A 22,168-nucleotide genomic window follows, 5' to 3' on the forward strand; every position below is an offset into this window, starting at 1 on the left:
GATCCAGTTCTCCGGACAGGTTCAACTCGGGTAAACCGAGCAAAGCCGCATTGCCCGTAGCCTTGAGGGCATAGGTGGGATCCGCATCGGCTTGACCGTAGAGTGCTAGCCCCAGCGTGGCCGCTGTGAGTTCCACCCCGAGCACCTCGGCAGTGCCGTAGCCCGTACCCAAAAAGGCCGTGGCGTTGGCAGTGCCAAAAAGGAGATTGTCCGCGTCAGCGGCGTAGCGCAACGCACTACCAGCAACGAGCACGTTATCGTCTGCCGCGAGGGCAAAGTTGCCGAAATCGACCTGGGTGCGGGTGCCGTCTTGGCTGGCGCTGATATTCGTGCCGGAGAGGGAGAGGTCGGCAATGCCCTGAAGGCTGGCGCTATCGGCGGTCAGGTTATAGGTATAAGTTTGGTCGGCGGCGATGTCGAGATCCAGGGTGCCGTTGGCGATCGCCAATCCCAGGTCGTCATACACCACTTCCGTGTCGGCCCCTCGGCCCACAAACGCTGACAGCGCCGTCCCCGACACATCCACCGTCGTGCCTTCAGCGGTTTCTTTTACCGTCAGACTGAGCTGCTCGCCGCTGATGGCGGTTTGCTCACCCAGAGCCAAGTCCGCCTGTCCCAAGTTGGCGGTGACGGTCGTGCCGTCTCCACTGGCGCTGATGGTGTTGGCCTCAACGGTGACGCCATCCAGGCCCGTCGTCGCAGCATTCGTCGCGGTTAGGCTGTAGCTGTAGCCATCCCCTTGCAGGTCGATGTCAACGCTAGCGCCACCGAGCACCACCCCGGCATCGTCGCTAGCATCAGCGGTAGCGGCTCCGTGGCCCAGCAACACATCGGCCCCCATCGCGCTGAAATCAAAGGTGCCGTCCACATTGCTGTATTGCAGCGTTTGACTCTCCAGCCGCGCCACGCCGCCCAAATCAACCTGGGCGTTGGCAAGGTCGATGGTGACACCCGCTTCTGTTCCTGAGATCGCCGCCGCATCTGCCGACAGGCTTAGGTCTGATACATTTTGCAGCACCGCCGACCCGGTGAAATCATAGGCGTAGGTGTTGTCCGCATTCAGGGTCAGGTTCAGCGTGTCGGCGGTAATACTCAGGCCGCTGTCGTCAGTGGTTTCTGGGGTGGCATTACCTTCGCCAAAGAAGGCGGTGACGCTAGTGGCGCTTAGGGTCAGGGTGTCAGCAGTGTTTTCCACCACGGTGAAATTGCCGCTGATGACGGAGCCATCCCCCACGGTCAGGTTCAGGTTGCTGAGGTCGCCCAGGGTGCCCGCCTGCCAAGCATCATAGATATTTTGGATGGTGCGATCGCCCAGCACCCCCGCATAATCCACTTGCAGCACCTGTGCTTCGATGTCCCCCGTTTGCGACTCTAGTACCCAGTCGCCGCCCAAATCCAGGCTGCCCGTGAGGTCATCAGACGCCGCTACATCCGCCCCGGTGAGGGCACTCAAGGTTTCAATAAACGCCTGCCCATCATCGTCCGCCGTCACATTACAGCCATACAGCAGAATGTCGGCCCGCTCGGTCAATGCTAATCGCCAGCCATCGATTTTGAGGGCATAACGGGCAATATTCTGGCTGGTAAGTTGGCTATTGCCCAGGCTCAGAGCCGCCTTGCCACCGTGAGAAATGATGTGGATGGCGTCCACGTCGGTGCGATCGCTCAGAATCTCCGTAATTTGGTCAATGCCGTCAACTTCAGAATCCAGAATGAACACTTCGACCCCTTCTGAAACCGAGTCGATGATGTCGGGGAAATGGTCAACGCGGGCATCCACGAAGACGATTTCGCGGGCGAGGGAGATCGAAGGCGTGATGGTCGCGAGGGTTTCTGCGGCGTCTTGGGCGGCTGGCAACAGGGCGTCAGTATCACCGATGAGACGAGTAGCTCCATTGCCATTGGCGGGAACTGAAGTGAACTCTAGCGGCGGCGTCAGCAATGCGGACAAGCCACCTTCTAGCTCTAAAGTCTGGCTATTAGCCCCAATGTCCAAATCCGCCAGGTCAACATCTTCAGCGATGGGAGAACTACTTGGAGGAGCATTGGACTCGCCTTCCAGCAAATTTGTGAGGACGACAGGTTCAACTACAGGTTGAAAAGACTCGGAATTTAAACCTGACAGATGACTGGAAGAAGATACACCGCTACCCATGCTCAGATACCCATGACCATATCTTGGAAGCTAGCACCCCCAAAATGGCCGATAACAGGCTAGATCTACCGATAAAAGGGTGAAGAGTCTCTGCCCACTTGTTGAAATTTACGTTGTATTACTGATACGTCCGTAAAAACCTGGGAATACTCTAGATTGTCGGAGGATTTGAGGCAGTTTGGTGAACATAAATCACCTGTTTAGACACAAAAATAAGTCTGAATAGAGCTGTCGTTAAATACCTTTACATTCTGAACACAATGCAATTCCGTGCAACTACGGTTGAGGTGACTCGTGGCAACTACTAAGCGAACCGTTTATCTGATTTCTGAACAGCAGCGCAATGCGTTACTAAATTATTTGCAAGACCGCCCATATCGTGAGGTCGCAGCAGGTATTCAACTGTTGCTCAATGCCCCGACAGCCAAAATCGATGTTGAACTGCCAGATGATGCACCCGCCGAGGCGGAGGCCAGTGAGGCCACGGTCGAAGAAGCGAGTACCGCTGCATAAGTGCCCGATTAGGTGACGATGCTTAATCGTCAGAGTCCTCATTAAACTTACATTTCAAGACTGAGTCACTCGGTACCCGATGGCTCAGTTTTTTGGTCTTTAAAGGAATGCTGTGAGGGCCGTGTTGTGCCACCCAGCGTAGGCAATCGCTATAGAGGGGGGCTTCTTTAATGAGGCTACCGACTCAGCTTTTCAGGCTCGTTAAGATGGCTGACCAAACTCATCGCATACGCCGACGCAGGCAGACTAAGCGCTGGACTCAGATGCCGAATGAGCGGATCCGAACAAACCGTGTCGATGATTTGGCTACTTGTCTATAGGGGCTGTCATAGATGGGGAAGGTGTTTAGTTTTAAGGTGATTCATGTGTCTTTTCCAGGTCTATTCTCAAGATGTATTTTGTCCTGAGTGAATGTTGTGATCGCGTGAAAGGTCTTGATGTCTAACGACTCATGAAAACTGTAATCAAATTGCATATGATCACTGACCTTGATGCCCTATTTAGACATTCATGTTTGATTCCAACACAACCAATTTCCAATTCACTGAATTTTTAACCGGAGTTGACCGTAGCCTTTAACAACGTCTCCAGATCAGCTGCAGATAAGGGACGAGAGAACAGATATCCCTGACCATATTGACAGTCTCGACCTTGAAGGAGCTCTAGCTGTTGCTGAGTTTCAATACCTTCGGCAATCACGGCAATTTTAAGTTGATGACTGAGAGCCAGAATGGTGTCCACAACGGGATAATCACTGCCGTTGACCTCCATGGCGACAACGAAGGAACGGTCGATTTTAAGTGCATCCACTGGAAAGCGATGGAGATATCCCAATGACGAATAGCCGGTCCCAAAATCGTCGATGCTGATCTGGATGCCGCGCGATCGCAGTTCTTGAGTAATGGCAATGGCCGCTTCGGCATTGTCCATAATGGCACTTTCAGTAATTTCGAGTTTCAGGTAAGCCGGATTAACGCCCGTGAGCGCCACAATGCGGTCAATATCCTGCACTAGGGTAGGGCAAGCAAATTGGCGCACCGACAGATTTACACTCATGGTCCAGTGGGCATGCCCCTGCTGGTGCCAGCGGTGCAGTTGTTCGCAGGCCTGTTGCAACACCACCATGCCCACTGGCACGATGAGCCCGGTGGCCTCCATGCAGGGAATAAACTCACCCGGCGACACCATGCCCCGCTCAGGATGCTGCCACCGGACCAAGGCTTCGAAGCCAGCAAACTGTTGAGTCTGCAAATCTACGATGGGTTGATAGTAGGTGACGAATTCTTGCCGTTCTAATGCCCGCTGCAAATCATTTTCGAGGGTCAGGCGATTGAGGCTAGCCTGATGCATCACCCGCTCAAACCGCTGGACACCTCCTCTGCCATGCTTTTTGGCGTGATAGGTAGCAGTGTCAGACGCTTGGAGGAAAGCCTCTGCAGCCTGATCACTGTCTTCACCTAAGACTGTGCCCACACAAACTGAGGCATAGATTTCTAATTCCCCGACCATAAAGGGCTGCTGAAAACAGTTCAGTAATCTGGCGACCAGTGAATCCATCTCGGCTTGGGTGGTCACGCCCAGACGCAGCCAGCAAAACTCATCTTCACCGACCCGCGCTAACTGGTCTTGGGGCTGCAAGTGAGCTTTTAATCGTTCGGCGATCGCCAGGAGAAACTGATTGCCCACGTCATAACCGAGGGAATCATTCACCAATTGAAAATCGTCGAGGTCAAGTTGAACCAGAGCCAAAGCGGTTTCGCCAGCGGCCAGTTGAGCTTGCAGATTTTCCAATAGGCCCGCCCGATTGGGCAAGCCCGTCAGAGTATCCTGCACAATCATGCGACGTAGCTCGGCGGTGCGATCTTGCACTTTGGCCTCTAGTTGCGCATTAAAGTTAGCCAGGCGGCGCTGCTGTTCATAGATCCGCAGCATGGTTTGGATGCGAGCGCTGAGCTCAATCCCGTTGAGGGGTTTACTGATAAAGTCATCGGCTCCGGCGGCCAAACACCGGGCCATGTCTTGTTTTTGGTTTAAGGCGGTAGCCATGATGATGGGCACAGTTTGCCATTGAGGCATCGCTTTGATCCGCTGGCAGACTTCGATGCCATCCATGCCGGGCATCATCACGTCTAGCAACACCAGGTGAGGATTACAGGTAGCGAGCTGATCAATGCCCATGGGGCCGCTGCTAGCGTAGTGCAGTTGGTAGGAGAGATCGCTATTCCAGCGACCCTCGTGGGCCATCAAGATGGTTTCGACGACTTCAAGATTGGTGGGATCGTCATCGATGACCAAGATGGAGATAGATTGCATAGCTGATAGTCATCCCTCAGATGATGTAGATAGGTTTTGGGGGCTCGTCGCCATGTCTACAAGCCTGAATCTCACCCCAAAAAATGACATTAGAGATTCTGCTAATTGAAACTTGAGTTGGGAAAGATTGCTGTGATCTCGCTTTCCTCATGGCTGCTTGATGAGATGCGTTTGGGCGACATCAATGCGGTCGGAGAATGTGATGGTTGGGCAGCTCAAGCTAGGGCGAGCAGTTCCTAACCTTTGTTAACCAGGATTTGTGATTTGACTGGCTGGCTGTGGACTTGATGGGCATTCGCGATTCAAAATTTGTATTGGCTAACCGTATTTAGTGTTCCCGGTTGAGTGTTCCCGATTGGCTGGCATGACCAAAACTATGGGGAGAATGCTGGGTGGCGTAGTTTTAATATTTGCGAGGGTCTGACTTGCCCAGTTGGAATACTGCATCTAAAGCCAAGCAACCCGAAGCAAAATCGGCATCTCGGAGGGAGCGTTCGTCACGATAAATGGGGGATATGTAAACAGAATTTGCTCTAAAAACAGCTCCCCGATCGCCCCGTCAGGGGACGGGTCCCTGTGGGGACAAGAACGATACCGCTAGAGCCAGCACAAGGGACCCGTCCCCTTAGCGCCGCCGGGATATCCCCGGTTGGCATTGTTCGGGGGATCGCGCCAGGGTCATGGACGATTGGCATGAGGGGGCAGGCAAGCCTGGAAAGGATTGAGAGGGCGGGGGATCGCACGTTGAGAGAAGGGCGCTTGGGGACTCAGCCCAGCGGGGATTGCCGAAACCTAGCAACGGAGACTGGTGGCGGGTCAAGGCTGCAGCAGCTCTTGAATCGTTTGGGCAAGCTGTTTTAGCCGAATCGGCTTGCTGATGTAGGCAGTGGCTCCGGCGGCGAGGCAGCGATCGCGATCGCTCTCCATGGCGAGGGCGGTGACGGCAATGATGGGTATCGCTGCCAGATCGGGATTTTGGCGCAGCTGGGCGATCGCCTCAAAGCCATCCATCTCGGGCATTTGCACATCCATCAAAATCAAGTCTGGCTGCGTGGTTTGGGCTAGATGGATGGCCTCTAGGCCAGTGTTGGCGACGATCAGGTAATAGCCTTTAGCGGTCAAATAAGCGGTGGTGGTGGCGATATTGGCTTCGTTGTCTTCGACGAGCAAAAGTAGGGGCGCGGTGTCGCGATCGACCGTGCCCGGAGCAGCCATCCTCGCTGGGCGATCGCCCATGGTAGCCGCCGCCGTAGCCAAAATCGGCAACCGCACAGTGAAACAACTGCCGCGATCGACTTCACTCGTGAGTTCGACTTGGCCGCCGTGCAGCTCGGCAATGCGTTTAACCAGGGCCAGCCCGAGCCCGGTGCCCTCGTGCTGACGATTAAGCGCAGTATCGACCTGGACGAAGGGTTGGAAGAGCTTTTGAGCATTTTCGGCGCTGATGCCAATGCCGGTATCGGTCACGGCCAAGGCCAGCACGCCGACGGTAGTGGCAGCATCGGCCTGGGGATGAACAATATCGTGGCGGCGGGCCAATTCTAATGTGAAGGGAGTATAGGTAACTGACAGCGTGACTTGGCCGCCTGCCGGCGTGAATTTGACGGCGTTGGTAAGCAGGTTAATGAGCACCTGGCGCAGACGACGTTCGTCACCATACAGAGCCGGCAGACGGGACGGCATCTGGGTAGTGAGCTGGAGTTGCTTTTTATAAGCCTGCTGTTTGACAAAAGTGAGGCTGGACTGGCAAAGCAAATCCACATCCAGAACAGCGAATTCGAGTTCGAGCTGGCCCGCCTCAATTTTGGATAAATCCAGAATGTCGTTGATCAGCGACAGCAGATGGGTGCCGCTGCGCTCGATGGTGACAAGACTGCGCTGCTGGCGCTCGGTAACCGGGCCAAAGACTTCCTCTTGCAGTCCTTCGGCCATGCCGAGAATGGCATTGAGGGGAGTGCGCAGTTCATGACTCATATTGGCGAGGAATTCGTCTTTGAGGCGGGTGGCGCGTGCCAATTCCTGGTTGCTGACAGAGAGTTGCTGGTTGCGCTCGGCCAGTTGTTGTTCGGCCCGCTGGCGATCGCCCAACTCTTGCTGCAACTGCTCAAATAGGTGGGCTTGTTGAATCGAGATCGCCAGCTGATCGGCAACTTGCTGGAGTCGCTGGGCTTCCGAGGGTCGCCACTGCCGCGGCTCTTGACCGGCATGGACTACCAGCACACCCCAGAGTTTACGGACCGGCTGGGGGTTAACCCGTCGGTGAGTGGCAGACTCAAATAGGTCAGTGAGGATGGGGGCCACAATTTTGGATTGAATCTGCCCCTGGCGAGCATAGTCTTGCGGGCAGTCCGTCCAGGGATTGGGCATCCCGTCTGGCACAATGCGGGGTTGCCCCTGACAATAAACCTCCAGCATCTGCTGAGGCCAGACTTCATCTGCCCAGGGTTGCTCATGCAGCGCCAGAAACTCGGGGCTGACGGCTTCCGCTGCGATGCGGCTATGACCATCCGCCAACAGCTGGAACACAATGACGCGATCGCCCCCCAGCATTTGCTTGACCTGCTGGGTCACCACGGGCAAAATCTCCGATAGGTCTAGGGATTGGCGCATATGCTGGGTGATTTCCCGCAACTGTTTTTCTTGGACAAACTGCTGTTTTAGCAATCGTTCCGCCTTGAGCCGCTGGCGGATGTCCACCAGGGTGGCCCGACTGCCCAAAATATTGCCCGTCTCATCTTTTTCCAGCTGTTCACTCATCAGCACCTGCAAGTGCGCACCATCGCGGCCCAGCAGGGTGATTTCATATTCCAGGTTGCTGAGCTGACCTGACTCAACCAACAGCGCTTTTTGCGCTTGATAAGTGGCATGACTCGCGACGGTGATGAACTGCGTCATGGGTTGCCCCAGCACTGCCTCCCGTGGATAGTCGAGCCACCGCAGGGCGGTGTCGTTGATGCGGGTCACACGGTCCTCGGCATCAAAAGAGCAATAACCGCAGGGGGCGTTGTTGTATAGATCTTCGATCTCATGGGCATAAGCGACCAGATCTAGTTCGGCTCGCTTGCGGTGAGTGATATCGCGATTAAGGCCGACCAACTGCACCGGGCGGCCCTGGTCATCGCGCTGCACTTGGGCAAAGGATTGCATCCATCGCAGTTCGCCGTTGGTGTGCCAGATGCGAAACTCGACCCCGGTGTAGGGGGCACCCTCAATGGCGGCCTGCATCAGTGCCTCGACCCGCCCAATATCATCACGGTGAATTTGGCTGCGCCATGCTTGCCAGGAGTTTAGCTGGCTGGTTTCGGGAATGCCATACATACGGCATAACGCCGCATCCCAATAGAGTTGCTGGTCTAAGTCCCAGCTCCAAACGCCCAACTGGCCTGCGTCTAAGGCGAGAGAAAGGCGATTGGAGAGATGCAAAAGTTGCCCTTCTGCTGCTTTGCGATCGGTGATGTCTTGGTTAATGCCGACCACTCGGGTCGGGTGCCCCTGAGGGTCTCGCTGCACCAGGGCGATCGCATAAAGCCAGCGCAGTTCGCCATCGGGTCGCCGGATGCGAAACTCAGTTTCATAGTCGGCTTCGCCCCGCAGGGCTGCTTGCAACAGCGCCTCTACTCGCTCTCGGTCATCGGGATGCAGGCTATTGCTCCAGGTCTCGTAAACGGCCCGGTCGTCAGGGTGTTGCAAGTCGTAGATGGTATGCATTTGCGCATCCCAAGACACTTCGTGGGCTAAATCCCAATCCCAGGTGCCGATCGCACTAGCTTCCAACGCCAGGGAGAGGCGATCAGTCAAATTTTGCAACTCAGTTTCGGCGCGCTTGCGTTGGGTCACATCTTGCGCAGTGCCCAAAATGCCCGTGATTTGGCCATTTTCATCGCAGAGGGGAACTTTATTGATCTCAACCCAAACTTCGACGCCAGTCGTCGTCACTAAGTGCTGCTCGATGTTGAGACACGGTTCTTGAGTGGTGATAATCTGCCGATCTTGGGCTTGAATGGCCTCGACAATCTCTGGCGGCCAGGCCATTTGCTGATCGGTGTGATGCAGCAATTCATCGAGTGAGGAAAGCCCAAACACCTCCACCGTTTTGGCGTTGCCCCCCCGATAGATCCCTTGCACATCTTTCCAAAATATGGCGATGGGGGCCGTATCTAATACGGTTTGCAAAAAGGCTTGCGAGGCTCTTGAGGCTCGTTCGGCGGCCTTGCGATCGCTGATGTCTTCGCACACACAAATCAGCAACCCATCCGGGGTGAGCGTTAGCGATATCCCCTCATCAAACGTGGTGCCGTCTTTGCGAGTGGCCCTAACGTTGCCGCTCCAGGCACCATCACGAGCCACGATGGGCAAAATGTCCTGTTCTATGCGAGCCAATTCGTCTGGCCCGTATAGCATGGTCCACGGTTGCCCGACCAATTCTGGCTGGGTATAGCCAAACAGGTCGAGGTGGGCCCGATTTAAATACAGGTATTGGTCATTTTGCAAAATGGCAATGCCATTGACAGCGGCCTCAATGGCGGCGAGTTGATGTTGGATTTGCAGGTCTTGCTGTTTGCGAGCCGTGATATCGCGAATCACAAAGACCACTTCGTCCGCGCCACAGGGCCGCACTCGCACTTCTTCGTAGCGCACTTGGCCGTGCAACTCAATGCGCTGCTCGCTCACACACAGTTTTTGGGTTCTGAGGGCGCGCTCAATGCGAAACAAATGGGCTTGGGCAATATCAACGGGTAAGACGTCCGTCATTAGATGGCCGGTCAAATCATCCAGGCTGCCAATGTTGGGCGTAAACGCCGAGGGATAAAAGTCTAAATATCGCCCCTCCCGCGTCATCCGAAAGACGAGATCGGGTAAGGCGGTGATGACGGCTTGCAGGCGATCGCGACTGTCTTCCAGTTCGGCTTCCATAGCTTTGCGATCGGTAATATCTATCGACATACCGCAGAGCCCATACGCCTCGCCTTGGGCATCTCGCAACCAAAACTTGTGGGATAACAAGGTGCGCTCTTCACCATCGATCAAAACGACTTCTTCAAACTGCTGCACATTGCCTTGGGTGATCAGCGACTGCTCATTGGCTCGAAACTGTTCAGCAATATGGGCCGGAAACAGGTCAAAGGGCGTTTTGCCTAACACCTCTTCGAGTTGGCGATCCAAAAGGGTGAGAAACGCTTGGTTAACAAAGCGATAGCGTCCGGCCAAATCTTCAACGTAGATTTTGAAGGGCGAATTATTCAGCACTGCCTGGATCTCTGCCTGGCTCTGATGTAGGGCAGCAGTGCGTTCAGCAACGGTTTGCTCTAGAGCCCGATTGAGCTCCTGGAGGGCTTGTTGAGCGGCGACCCGTGGAGTAATATCCTGAGCCATTACCAGTTCTGCCCGTCGCCCTTCGAACTCTAGGGCGTAAGACACAATCTCGACCTGAATGATCTGACCATTGCGCAGGCAGTGCTGCCAGATTCCCGCCAGATCGAGTCCAGTATCGACCTGGGCCACGTTTGCCAGCAGCCGGGGCACGTCGGCGGCGGGGCGAATGTCGGCAATGGTCATGGCCAAAAATTCTGCCCGGGAATAGCCGTATTTGGCGATCGCGGCATCGTTAACCGCTAGGAATTGCAGCGTTTCCAGGTCATATACCCACATGGGCTGGGGGTTGCCGTCAAACAGGTGCCGGTAAGTGGCCGCTTGCTCAGCCAAGACCTGACGAAACTGCTGATTTTCCTCCGCAATGCGTTGCAGTTCTTGCTCGACTCGCTGTTCAGTTTGGGCGCGATCGGCCACCAGCCGTTTCTGCTCGCTTATATCCGTGAAATAGCCCACCACCGTGGCTGGGTCACCCTGGTCATCTAGCAATACGTTCCGTTCATCTCGTAGCCACACATAATGGCCATCCCGATGGCGAAAGCGATATTCGTTGACCAAATGGCCCTGTTCAAATAGCTGAGCAAGGTCTGCCAGGGCTCGCTCCGTATCGTCTGGATGCAGCCGCTGTGGCCAAAACTGCGGTTCGCTCAGCACAGCCTCTGGGGAATATCCCAAAATTGCCTGAATATTGGGCGTAATGAACGTGCAGCCATAGTTCACCGCCGCCTCACATCGATAGGTCGTGGCCGGGCTGGCATTAATCAGGTGCTGTAGCTGCTCAGTTTTCGCCTCTAAGGCGTGCAACTGCTCAGTCTGCTGGTTCAGTTGGTCGGTCAACTGGGCTTGGGTGGCGGCGGCGGTGGCCCGTTCTGTCGTCAGCTGGTGAGATAGTTGCTGAATCTGGACTTGGGCGGCGGCTAGCTGCTGCCGGAGATTGGATAGCTCTGCCATGATCACCCTCCTCCCGATTGAAGTGCCCAATTGGCCAACTGGCTAAAGGGAGGTGCCTTCAGTCGTGTGCTGTGACCACATTATCTATTCAAAAATAATTCTTCCCGATGTTTAAATCTGGCAAACATTAAGGCATAAATTATTTTTTCACGAACGTTAATCTGCGTTAAAAGTCATTCAAAACGGGAATGCAAGTTGCCTTTAATTATTCCTCGGCGAAGATACCTAACTCATCTTATAAACGGTGTTCGACATTTCTCTGGCACGTCTTCAAGCAACGCTAGAAACCTTGAGGGCCAGTCTTTTTGTACTTATTGTCTCAAGTCTAATCAGAGCCAATTGTGCCTTGGTGATGAGGCTTTGAGAACTGAATGATGTCAGGCTCTAGCTTGACCTAATCACTCATTCCGTAGCGATCTGATGGGGCGCATCCCAGTTTCGTTACCCTCACCTTAAATCCCTCTCCCAGCGTTGAGCGAGGGACTTGTCCGGCCCCCCTTCTCCCAAAACTGGGAGAAGGGGTTGGGGGATGTAGAGCCTTGCTCTTCCCGCAGGGTGGGCCAATTTGCAAAAGTGGGATGCACCCGAGCTGATGAGCTGGTTAACTCACCCAAGATAAAACCGGGGCTGCCGATTTGCGGGCTTAAACCTAGAGCTTCAGACGCTGGCTGACCATTGTTCTTCAGACGCTGACTGACGCAGCCCCAAGCCGCGATCGCCTAAGACCTTGCAGCCTGTCGGGTCGCGGACTTTGAGGCCAACCGCTGCAGGCGCATTCATGCCTTGCTGGTGTCGTCGGTGGCGGGCTACCGGCAGTCGATGGAAACCCTGGGCTCTAACGCCGGAGATTAATTCTCTGATGAGACTTCGCGTAGGGGCTGTAGGGTTTGCGGGGCCGCATCCGTCACCGGAATATCCCACGCCTCGAGCAGGGAGGGCCATTCGGGAGCATTGGGGACAGTCGCCAAATCAGCGACCAACTCAAACCATAATTGGTTGTCGATGTAGGCTTGATAGCGGGCTTCTGGGTCGTTGCTGGCGATCGCGGTTTCTAGTTCGGCGCTGCTCGGCACTCGGGTAATAAAGCCAAACACGGAGGTTTGCTCGACCTCATTCAGCCTGGTTGGCGAAGCGGCCACTGACTCATTACTCACGGTGCCCTCAGCGGTGAGTCTGCGACAGAGCAGCCGGGCCGTCCACTGGTAAGTTTGCCCCACTGCCAACGGCGACTCTAGCGGTAGGGGCAGCTCGACGACGGCATCGTCATCGGGCAGCGCAAAGTAGTACTGCCGAAAACTCTCGGGATTATTTTCGGCGTCGCTCAGCACGAGTTCCAGCAGCAAATCGATGCGCTCACCGGTTCTAAATTGATCTAAATCTTCTTCCCCATAGTCGAGAATGCCTTGCTTCAGATTCGTTTGGGGCAGCTGTTGCTTGGCCTGGGCATCAGCCACCGTTTCCAGGTCGAGATACACAAAAATGGAGGGTGCCGATTGGGCCGTCTGCTGAGCGGTTTCGGGCACGAGGGCCGACAGTCGCCAGGTTTTGGCGATCGCCACGGCGGCCCCGGGTTCACAAAATTCGTCCCGAATAGCGCCACCGCGACTCGTGCCAGCAGCGCCCTCACCAGTATCGCCCGTAAAGATGCCGCGAATCGTATCAATCAGGCCAGCCTGGGCGGTAGTGCTGCTGGCGAGAAGCAGAGGGGTGGATAAAGCCAGCGCGATCGCACTGCGGCCAAGCGCAGGGACCAAAGAGTGAGAGCAGGGTGCAGAAATTTTCATCGTGACTCGCAGAAGAAATAGGAATAGGTAGCAAACGAACTTGGACGGGGATAATGGGGGGCCGCGATCGCCCCAACCTGGGGCCGGGCGGGCGGGGGCGATGGGGGAAGAGGGTTAGGGATGGCGGAGACGATAGCTGAGAATTGAAATGCCTCCGGTGCTGATTGTCAAGGTCAGCAGGGCGGGCACGAAGGGAATCCAGACTGAGTAGGCGACCATAGCCAGCCAACAGCTGCTGTACAGTAGGACGACCGCGATCGCCCAGCCCCCAGCCAGCCGGGGCCAGCGAATGAGCTGTCGGGCTAACAGCCCCCCCGCGATCGCCCAGGCCGCAATCCACAACAGCTCTTTGTCGAGTGACCACCAACCGAGCAGCGGGCGATCATCCAACGCTGCACTGATGAGTTGGCTCGCCTTTTGCCCGTGCAAAAAGACTCCGGGCATTTGGCCATAGGGGGTATCCCAAGAGTCGGCATTGCGATCGGTTAAGTCGGTATAGCCGATGAGGACGATGCGATCGGCAATCAGTTCCCGAGGCACCTGTCCGGTGAGCAGGGCTTCTAACGTCACTTGGGGCGCAAAGCGGGTGGCATCTTTGGCAATATTTTCGTCTGGATTGGGCGCCGTGCGGAAGTTCAGCAGGGTTTGATAGCCTTGCAACTCGGCCGCGTTGTAATAAGGGCCACGCGCCACAAATAAGTTAGGCACGACCACTTCGCCCAGGTTCATCCCGTTCCCCCTAAAGCCGCCTTCGGGCTTGGCTGGACTGCTAAAGACAACCCCTTCTTGAGCGAGATAGCGCTGAGCCAGCAACAGATTAAACGCCGTGTTGGTGTCGCAATCGGGCGGATCGGCACCATCCATCAAAAAGTGACGGCGCACATAACTGAGTCCGGCTTGCTGATCACCCGCCATATTCGCAAACCCGACCTGAGCACTGTCGACTTCGCTGGGTTGCTGGACGCCCGTGCCGCCTTGCGACAGATTACAAACCGCAATAAAGTTGTCACTCGCTTCCAAGAGGCTTTTCAGCTCTGGATTGGCGGGAAAATCGCGGTAAAAGTCCAGACCGACCAAGCGCGCTTGATTTTGCTGCAGAATACGCAAAACCTCGATGAGGGCATCATCGGGCAGGGTGCCAATGCTGGGGGTGTAGCGTTCGCTGATGAGGCCCTCGCGCAGGTAAGAGCCGCTGTCGGCGTCAATGGTGACCGTGAGAAAGCGATCGTCCTGCGGTTCGTTGGGACGCTGGCGCAAGAGATGGTCGTAGGCCAACAGTTCGGCCCCTTGCAGCAGTCCCATAAACCGAGCCATCAGAATGAGGAGGGTGGCGCCGAGGCTCACCCCCAGCACCGATCGCGGCTTGACTTTGCGCGATAGCACGTCTCGACTGGCTTGCAAATAGGTTTTGTGCAGGTCAGCGGGGGGCGGTGACAGGTCGGCGGCGGTGGCCAGCCACTGCTCGGCTTTCGGTAACTCTTTGGGGCGCAGCAACGCACTATCATCGCGGTTGGCCTGCTCCCAACTGGTGGCCCGCATGAGCAAGCGCGTATGGTTGCGCACATGGTCAGGATGGCTTTTGAGAATGCGGTACAAATTGCCAAAGTTAGCGACGAAATCCCCATCGCGATCGCAAAAATCCACCCAAGAACTGGTCATCAGGGCGGCTGGCAGGGCAGTCGGTTCCGGTTGGCTGGGGCCGTCGGAGAAACTTTGATGAGCCAGTTTTGTTCTTAATTGGTTCACCAGCGGCATCACCTCAGCCTGGTAGGACACCGCGATCACTCGTTTTGATAGCGTCTGCGCCGTCTGCAAATCAGCCAAAATAGGCGGGTCGGCCAACGCCTCTACCGAAACGACCACGACGACGTTTTCAGCCCGTTCAATATTTTGAGTAATCAGGGTCGTGAGTTCGGCACTGGCGGCGACCCGATCGGTTTCAAACCAGGTGCGTTCCCCTTGAATCTGGAGGGTTTCGTTGAGCTTGCGGGCAAAGGTCAGATCGCGCGAATGGCTGATGATGAAAACGTTGAGGCCCAGATCAGCGGGCTGCTGCAAACTGGTCTGCACAAAGTCGATCTGAAGGGGCAACGGCGGCTGTTGAGTGCGCTTTTGCGCCACTTGTAGCCACGCCACGGTTTGATTCAGCTCTTTGCCTTGCAGCAGCACACAGGGATTACGCAATTGGCGCTCCCACTTCAGCGCTTGTACTAACAGCTGCTTGTGGGTGTGATAATAATCGGCTTCGGATTTAATCGCCTTCAGCAGCTCGCCAATTTGGGGCACGCCATCTGCTTCAGGGGGGGCGGCGGTGAGGTCAATAAACTGAAGGGCAGCGATCGCTGGCGACACCGCCTCTAAAGCCAACGGCTGAATCAGAACCGGAATGATGCGCTTGTTGAGCTGCATTGCATAGTCCAGTTCTAGCTGGCACCAAGGTGATTGGGCCGCTTCGGGGGACAGCAAGTAAACCACGTTGTCAGTGGTTTCAATGCCCCGGTTAATCGCTTCCTTAAAGTCCACCCCGGTTTGAATGTCGTGCCAGTTGCTCCAAACGGTGAGTCCGGCACGGGTCAGGGCGGCATAAATTTGCTCAAAGGTTTCGCGATCGCTTTCGGCATGACTCAAAAACACCTCGGTCATGCCATCCTGAGCATTTTTCAGGCTTTCGGATATAAACCGGCAGTGCAGTCGCGTCGGGATACAGGGGGGCTGGCGATCGCGAAATTCCGTTTGCAGCCAGCGCTCAGCGGCTTGCAGCGCTTCATTTACCAATAAATCTTGCGGGCGCTGATGGTTGACTTGCCAGGTGAGCGCCTGGCTGAGCAAAACGGTGTGCTGGTGGACGTAGTCGCGATCGCGCTCAAATAGGGCCAGCAGATCTTGCAGCGATTTCTCAAAATCATCAATCCCTTCGCGAAAGTACACCCAGTTGATTTTGCGAATCGCCGCATGCATGTTGGGAAAGTGCGAATGCTTACCCGCCGCTTTGTAGGCTTCCCACTCAGCCTCGGTGCCCTCAGGGGTGCGCTGTTGCCAGGTCTCGCGACTAATTTCTTCGACATGCAAAATCGGCAAAATGCGCTTGTTGCGCTTCAGCGCCAGCTCAATTTCTAACTCGCAATAGGGCGAGTTGACCGAGTGGGGCGAAATGATGAAGAGGAAGTTGTCGGCTTTGTCGATGCCGTCATCAATTTGCTTTTGATAGTCGACCCCAAGGGGAATGTCGTCAAAGTCGAACCAAACTTCGAGACCGGACTCAATCAGTCGCTGATTGAGCCGGGCGGCAAACTCGCGACTGTCCGCCCGTCCATAGGAGATAAAGACATCTTGGAGTGGATTCATCGATTTACCCGCAGGGCAAATAGGCAAAAATTAGCTTGAGCAGAACGCCCTAGCTGGGGAATTGAGATTTTAGTGGCGCTCTCAGGAGTTTTATCGAGTCCTGCAACCTGAGGGCGCGAGGCTTTGTTGATCCATCACGAGCTATCTATCTCAAAATAAATATCACGTTTTATCCGAAAAAATACGGTTCCTTTATACCGCCTTCGGTTACGATACCTAAATCATTTTTCTCAACTGGTCATCGACTCGGCTATGGCTGCATTCAGACGTTTGCCGCATTGCCTAACTCTGTCTCTAGCGGGGATGCTAGGGACGACTTTGGGGCTCTTGGGGGACACCGCTGCGATCGCTCAACTCATCCCCGATGCCACCCTGGGGGTCGAAAGCTCCGTAGTTACGCCCGGAGTCCCCGTGCGCGGCAACCCCGCCGACCTGATTGAGGGAGGAGCGACGCGCGGCGGCAATCTGTTCCACAGCTTTCAAGACTTCAACATCGGCACCGGGCAGGCGGTGTACTTCGCCAACCCCATCAATATTGAGAATATTTTGACGCGGGTGACCGGGGGCAATGGCTCAAATATCGATGGTCTGCTCGGTGTCACGGGCGCCGCCAACCTGTTTTTGCTGAACCCCAACGGCGTCATTTTTGGACCGAATGCCCGGCTGGATATCGGTGGTTCGTTCACTACCAGCACAGGCAGCAGTTTTACCTTTGCGGACGGCAGTGAGTTTAGTGCGGTGCCGACAGGGGATGAATTGCTCAGCGTCAGTGTGCCGCTAGGGGTGCAGTTTAACGATCAACCCCAGGCAGATATTCGGCAAAGCGGTGTACTCAGCGTCAGCGATCGCGCCGGGATCACGCTTTTTGGCGAGACAGTCATGGTGGATGGTCAACTCAATGCGCCGGGCGGGGCGGTTCAGGTCTTGGGGAATCAGGTTGGGCTAGTCGATCAAGCTCGTATTGACGTGACGGGTGAGACGGGTGGGGGCACAGTCCAAATTGGGGGAGATTACCAAGGACAGGGAGATCTGCCCCATGCGTCACGAACCTATGTTGGGCCAGGAGTAGCGATCACCGCGAATGCGATCGCCAGCGGCGACGGCGGTGAAGTGATTGTGTGGGCCGATGACATCACCCGCTTTTACGGCAGAGTTGAGGCTCAGGGCGGTAATATCTCTGGTGATGGTGGGTTTGTCGAAATTTCTGGGCGCGAATCTCTCGATTTTCAGGGCACCGTAGATACCTCAGCGCCCAATGGCACATCGGGAACCCTGCTGCTTGACCCGAGGAATATCTTTGTTGTCGCGGGCGCTAATGTTCCGGCTCAGTTGCCCTCAGACAACAACAGCGCCCTTCTGTTTGCCGATAATCCCAATGGCGATAGCACAGTCAGCGCCGCAACGATTCAGGCGGCGTCTGCCAATGCCCGAGTCGTCTTGCAAGCCACCGAAAATATTGTGATCGATGTAGATAATTTTGGTCGGCAACTGCTTATCGGGGCGGCGGGTGCCAGCTTCGAGGCAGGCCGCAATTTAGTCATCGAGAACACCAGAGTTTTCTCGACTGATTCGTCGGAAACAGTCGAGTTTTCTGCTGCGAGTCGAACTGTGGACGGTCGTTTTACCCTGCGTGGGGACTCAATCATTGTTGCTAACGGGGATGTCATCATCACCAGCGGCGGGGATATCAACTTGGTGCCCAACCTGCCGACTCCTTCGACATTTCTCGGCACCCCAGGAATGTTGAATCTCACCGCCAACGGGAGCATCAACATCGCACCTCAAAATACGGCTAATCGAGCTGACATCAGTGCTGGATCCCTGAATTTCTCAGCGATCAACGGTGATATCGTCATTAACCCTCCCACCACCCTGTTTACTCGTAATGGCGGAAATGCTGGGTTGTCTGCCCCAAATGGAGCGATCTCGATTAGCGGAGCCAGTACTGTACAAACCGCTAATGGCCTTGGTGGGCGGTCTGGTGATTTGACCATTACCTCCCGTCAGCTCGCCATCCGTGATGGTGCCAGGATTTTTACCTCGACAGCGGGCACAGGCGCAGCAGGCAATCTGACCGTTAACGCGACTGACTCCACCATCATTTCAGGAGGTCGGTTTTCCCTTACTACCCCCAACGGTGTTGAGACCTCTCTGATTGGGTCTGATGTGCTTGAAAATGCTACTGGCAATGCAGGCCGTGTCACTATCAATACCCCGCGTTTATTTGTGCGGGACGGTGGCACTATCGGTTCTTTGACCTTTCCAGGGAGTACTGGTAACCCTGGAAATATCGTTGTGAATGCTGAAGCAGTAGAAATCTCAGGCATCTTTGACTTAGGGGGTCGCAATCAAACTTCACGCATCACCGTTGAAACCCAGAGTGCCGGCTCCGGAGGCCTCATCCAAATCAATTCCACAGATTTGCGCATCGAAAATCAAGGTGGAATCATATCAAGCTCATTCGCTGCGCCGAATGACCGCGTACGAGCTGGCGACATTGAGTTAAACATTGCGGAAACTTTAACGGTTAATGGGGTCAATGATGGACGACGATTTACCGGGATTTTTGCCACCGCAAGTCAGAGCCCAGACGTCGCTTCCAGTGGTGGCAATATTACGATTAACGCCGGTGCCATCGAAATGGATAATGTGGCTCGCATTACCAGCCAGAATTTCAATCGGGGCAGGGCTGGAGCAATCAACCTTAATACCGCTTCTTTGACTTTGCGCAATGGCAGTCAAATCACCACGACGACAGCTTTTGGTGAAGGGGGAAACTTGAACTTCAATATTGATGGCATCTTGCTGTTGCGTAACGGTAGCCTAATTTCCACCGAGGCTGGACAAGCAGCTAATTCGACTACTGGCCTGGCAGGTATTTCAGGCAATGGCGGCAACATTAACATCCGATCTCTGTTCACTATTGCAGTGCCCCGGGAAAACAGCAACATCATTGCGAATGCCTTTGGCGGTAATGGCGGGCAGATTACGCTCACTGCGGTGCGCAACCTGGGGCTGATCGATCGCACGCCCTTGGGATTCACCAGCGCTCAATTGATTGGGGAAATTCTGACGAGTGATGTGAGTGCGTCCTCGAATCAGGGACTTTCCGGTACGGTCACCTTTGCTAACTTGGGCATCGATCCGAGTCAGGGCCTGACCGAGTTGCCGCTAAATTTGGAGGATCGGGCCAACCAAATCACGCCGGGGTGTGGGTTGGGCAACACCGACGACGGCAGTGAATTTGTGGTGACGGGGCGCGGTGGGTTGCCGCCGGGGGCCAGCGATCCGCTCATGGCGAATGGCGTCGAGGTGCCCTGGGTGGTGAGCGCGAGTGATGAGAGCACGGCTAACACCGCAGCGGAGCCAATCGAGATGATAATGCCGACGGCACTGGTCGAGGCGCAAAGCGTTGCGATCGATGCTGATGGACAACCTTATTTGGTTGGGCAGGCGGTGCCCGATGCACCTCTATCCACTTGTGCGGCGCTGGTTCCAAGGCCGTAGTCGCCAGGCCAAGGTGAACTCTCGATGCCGTTGGGGGATAGCCGGTGCGGCGGCCATCTCTCCTCGTTTGGGCGAGGCTAATATCGGTGGTGTAGGTGATAATAAGGGCGATCGCGATCGCATCGACCACCGTGGAACTCTTCTTTTAGCCGCCCATGACCTCTGAAACCACAGAGATACCCTTTCCCGATTTGCAGTTGCGGTTGCAATCCCTGCAAAACACCACCGAATTGGAGTTACCGGAACTCTTGGAGCTGCAGCGCGATACCGTGCGGCTGCAATCCAAAACGGTGGAGGTGTACCAGGCGATCGCCGATGGATTTCTGCGGCTGGGCGAACCGTTAATCGCCTACGACATGCTCTCCGAAGGGCTGAAACAATGGCCCCAAGACCTGAAACTGCAACAGTCGATGGCCCTGGCCCTGGCCCGCAGTGGCGCGACGATTTCCGCCAACACGTTGCTCCAACAGTTGGTCGATACGGGACAGCAAGATGAAACCACCCTCGGCCTGCTTGCCCGCACCCACAAAGACTTGTGGAGCCAAGCGATTGAGGAAGACCGACAACGGGAACAGCTCGCCCTCGCCGCGAATCGCTACGAACAAGCCTATGCGTTGCGCCCCGCCCCCTGGACCGGGATTAATGCCGCCACGATGGCACTATTGCAGGGGCGACGCGATCGCGCTGAAACCCTGGCTCAAGAAATTCAGCAACAGTGCTGGGCCGACCTGGACGCTAACCCCACCGCCGATCACTACTGGACCCTGGCAACCCTGGGAGAAGCGGCGCTGATTTTGGGCGACCTCACCGCTGCTGCTGATTTATATCGACGGGCGATCGCCGCTGGCCAAGGGCGCTTTGGCGATTTGAGTTCCAGCTGTCGCAATGCCACCCTCTTGTTGCAACACCAGGGCGGCGACGTCAGTTTGCTCCAACAATGGTTTCAGATGCCTCGGGTGGCGGTGTTTTGCGGTCACATGGTGGATGCGCCCGATCGCCCCACCCCTCGCTTTCCTCCCGAGTTAGAACCCCACGTTTACCAGGCCATTTACGACTACCTGGAACGCCACAACATTCGCTTTGGCTATGCCTCCGCCGCCTGCGGTTCCGATCTGCTCTTTTTAGAAGCCATGCTGGCGCTCAAAGGGGAAACCCACATTGTTTTGCCCTACGAGCAGCAGCAATTTATCCAAGACTCCGTCGCGGTCGTGCCGACGGGTAACTGGCGACACCGGTTTGAGCAGGCGATCGCCCACGCCACTGAAGTGATCATTGCCTCCCAACACAAGATTGCCAGCGTTAACGAAGTCTTTTTTGAATATTCCTATCGGATGCTCCACGGGTTAGCCAAAGTGCGCGCCACCCAGCTCAACACCGAGCTCATGCCCCTCACCGTATGGAATCAGCAAGCGGGCGATGGCTTTGGCGGCACCAGCAGCGCTGTCCACTACTGGCAGCAATGGTCTGACGCCGTGGAAATCATCGACATCAACGCCCTGTTACGGGCGCATCGTCCCCTTGATTTAGACCGGGTAGCCCAGACCGCTAAGAGCGTCGCGACTGTGGCAACGGCGATCGCCCCCGCGCCCCCACTACCGCCCGAACCGGACGACTTTCACCCCGAGTTGCGAGCCATGCTCTTTGCCGATGTGGTGCATTTCTCCTACCTGCGCGAAGAGCAATTTCCCGCCTTTGTGAAACATTTTCTGGGCACTGTCGCCCAGCTCACCCAAACCTCGCCGCACGCTCCCCTGTTTCAAAACACCTGGGGCGATGCCCTGTATTTTGTGTTTGCCTCGGTGCAAGATGCGGGCATGTTTGCCCTGGAACTCTGCGACACCATCCACACGGTTGACTGGGCCGCCCACGGCTTACCCGCCACCCTCAATCTGCGCATTGCCCTCCATGCTGGCCCGGTAGCGCGACACCAAGACCCCATCACCGGCTACGAAAACTATATGGGCACCCACGTCAACCACACCGCCCGCATCGAGCCCATTACGCCCCCTGGCAAAGTGTATGCCAGTCAAGCCTTTACGGCACTAGCGGCGTCCGAAGCGGTCAGCACCTTTACCTGCGACTATGTGGGCAAAACCCCCTACGCCAAACAGTACGGCACCTTTCCCACTTATCACGTCTGCCGCTGTCGGGCGTAAGAGCTGCACCGAGCAAAGCGCGATCGCCCTCGCTGCGCCACATCCACCCAGATTAATTTATGTGAATTTTCGGG

General features: G+C 55.7%; 9 protein-coding genes (1 of these 9 running past the window's edge). 3 read left to right on the forward strand and 6 right to left on the reverse strand.

Annotation, left to right across the window (positions count from 1 at the left end):
* Window positions 1-2,155: the 5' end (the start) of a DUF4347 domain-containing protein gene (locus tag DYY88_RS18310; protein ID WP_130199509.1), read on the reverse strand. 5,915 nt of this gene lie to the left of the window's left edge; the window shows 2,155 of its 8,070 coding nt (coding positions 1-2,155); its start codon is at window positions 2,153-2,155; the stop codon falls past the left edge of the window.
* A gap of 294 nt (window positions 2,156-2,449) precedes the next feature.
* Between DYY88_RS18310 and DYY88_RS18315 the strand changes: the two genes are divergently transcribed.
* On the forward strand, window positions 2,450-2,668 hold the full coding sequence (locus DYY88_RS18315) for a hypothetical protein (protein WP_039728933.1): 219 nt from the start codon (window positions 2,450-2,452) through the stop codon (window positions 2,666-2,668).
* Between the two features lie 552 nt (window positions 2,669-3,220).
* Here DYY88_RS18315 and DYY88_RS18320 read toward each other — a convergent pair.
* From DYY88_RS18320 to DYY88_RS18335, 5 genes are all read right to left on the reverse strand, one after another.
* Window positions 3,221-4,981: a two-component system response regulator gene (locus tag DYY88_RS18320; RefSeq protein WP_039728931.1), complete on the reverse strand. Its 1,761-nt coding sequence runs from the start codon at window positions 4,979-4,981 to the stop codon at window positions 3,221-3,223.
* 816 nt (window positions 4,982-5,797) lie between these two features.
* Window positions 5,798-11,302: a PAS domain S-box protein gene (locus DYY88_RS18325; RefSeq protein ID WP_052288641.1), complete on the reverse strand. Its 5,505-nt coding sequence runs from the start codon at window positions 11,300-11,302 to the stop codon at window positions 5,798-5,800.
* 657 nt (window positions 11,303-11,959) lie between these two features.
* Window positions 11,960-12,082, reverse strand: coding sequence for a hypothetical protein (locus DYY88_RS24935; protein ID WP_302849256.1), 123 nt, complete (start codon window positions 12,080-12,082; stop codon window positions 11,960-11,962).
* A 68-nt stretch (window positions 12,083-12,150) separates the two neighbouring features.
* Entirely contained in the window at window positions 12,151-13,086 is a 936-nt protein-coding gene (locus DYY88_RS18330) for a DUF928 domain-containing protein (RefSeq protein ID WP_084607167.1), read from the reverse strand.
* A gap of 114 nt (window positions 13,087-13,200) precedes the next feature.
* The gene (locus tag DYY88_RS18335) at window positions 13,201-16,431 is read right to left on the reverse strand and encodes a TIR domain-containing protein (RefSeq protein ID WP_039728927.1); all 3,231 of its coding nucleotides are present in this window, start codon (window positions 16,429-16,431) and stop codon (window positions 13,201-13,203) included.
* A 252-nt stretch (window positions 16,432-16,683) separates the two neighbouring features.
* On the opposite strand from DYY88_RS18335, the gene DYY88_RS18340 reads away from it, so the two are divergent.
* Window positions 16,684-19,938: a two-partner secretion domain-containing protein gene (locus DYY88_RS18340; protein ID WP_084607166.1), complete on the forward strand. Its 3,255-nt coding sequence runs from the start codon at window positions 16,684-16,686 to the stop codon at window positions 19,936-19,938.
* A gap of 155 nt (window positions 19,939-20,093) precedes the next feature.
* On the forward strand, window positions 20,094-22,094 hold the full coding sequence (locus DYY88_RS18345; protein ID WP_039728923.1) for a TRAFs-binding domain-containing protein: 2,001 nt from the start codon (window positions 20,094-20,096) through the stop codon (window positions 22,092-22,094).
* Window positions 22,095-22,168 lie beyond the last annotated feature (74 nt).

The sequence above is a fragment of the Leptolyngbya iicbica LK genome (assembly GCF_004212215.1).
Taxonomy (GTDB): Bacteria; Cyanobacteriota; Cyanobacteriia; order Phormidesmidales; family Phormidesmidaceae; genus Halomicronema; species Halomicronema iicbica.

Coding starts and splice junctions, on each gene's coding strand:
- DYY88_RS24935 (WP_302849256.1), bottom strand. CDS start 12,082: ATGAATGCGCCTGCAGCGGTTGGCCTCAAAGTCCGCGACCCGACAGGC.
- DYY88_RS18340 (WP_084607166.1), top strand. CDS start 16,684: ATGGCTGCATTCAGACGTTTGCCGCATTGCCTAACTCTGTCTCTAGCG.
- DYY88_RS18335 (WP_039728927.1), bottom strand. CDS start 16,431: ATGAATCCACTCCAAGATGTCTTTATCTCCTATGGACGGGCGGACAGT.
- DYY88_RS18345 (WP_039728923.1), top strand. CDS start 20,094: ATGACCTCTGAAACCACAGAGATACCCTTTCCCGATTTGCAGTTGCGG.
- DYY88_RS18320 (WP_039728931.1), bottom strand. CDS start 4,981: ATGCAATCTATCTCCATCTTGGTCATCGATGACGATCCCACCAATCTT.
- DYY88_RS18325 (WP_052288641.1), bottom strand. CDS start 11,302: ATGGCAGAGCTATCCAATCTCCGGCAGCAGCTAGCCGCCGCCCAAGTC.
- DYY88_RS18330 (WP_084607167.1), bottom strand. CDS start 13,086: ATGAAAATTTCTGCACCCTGCTCTCACTCTTTGGTCCCTGCGCTTGGC.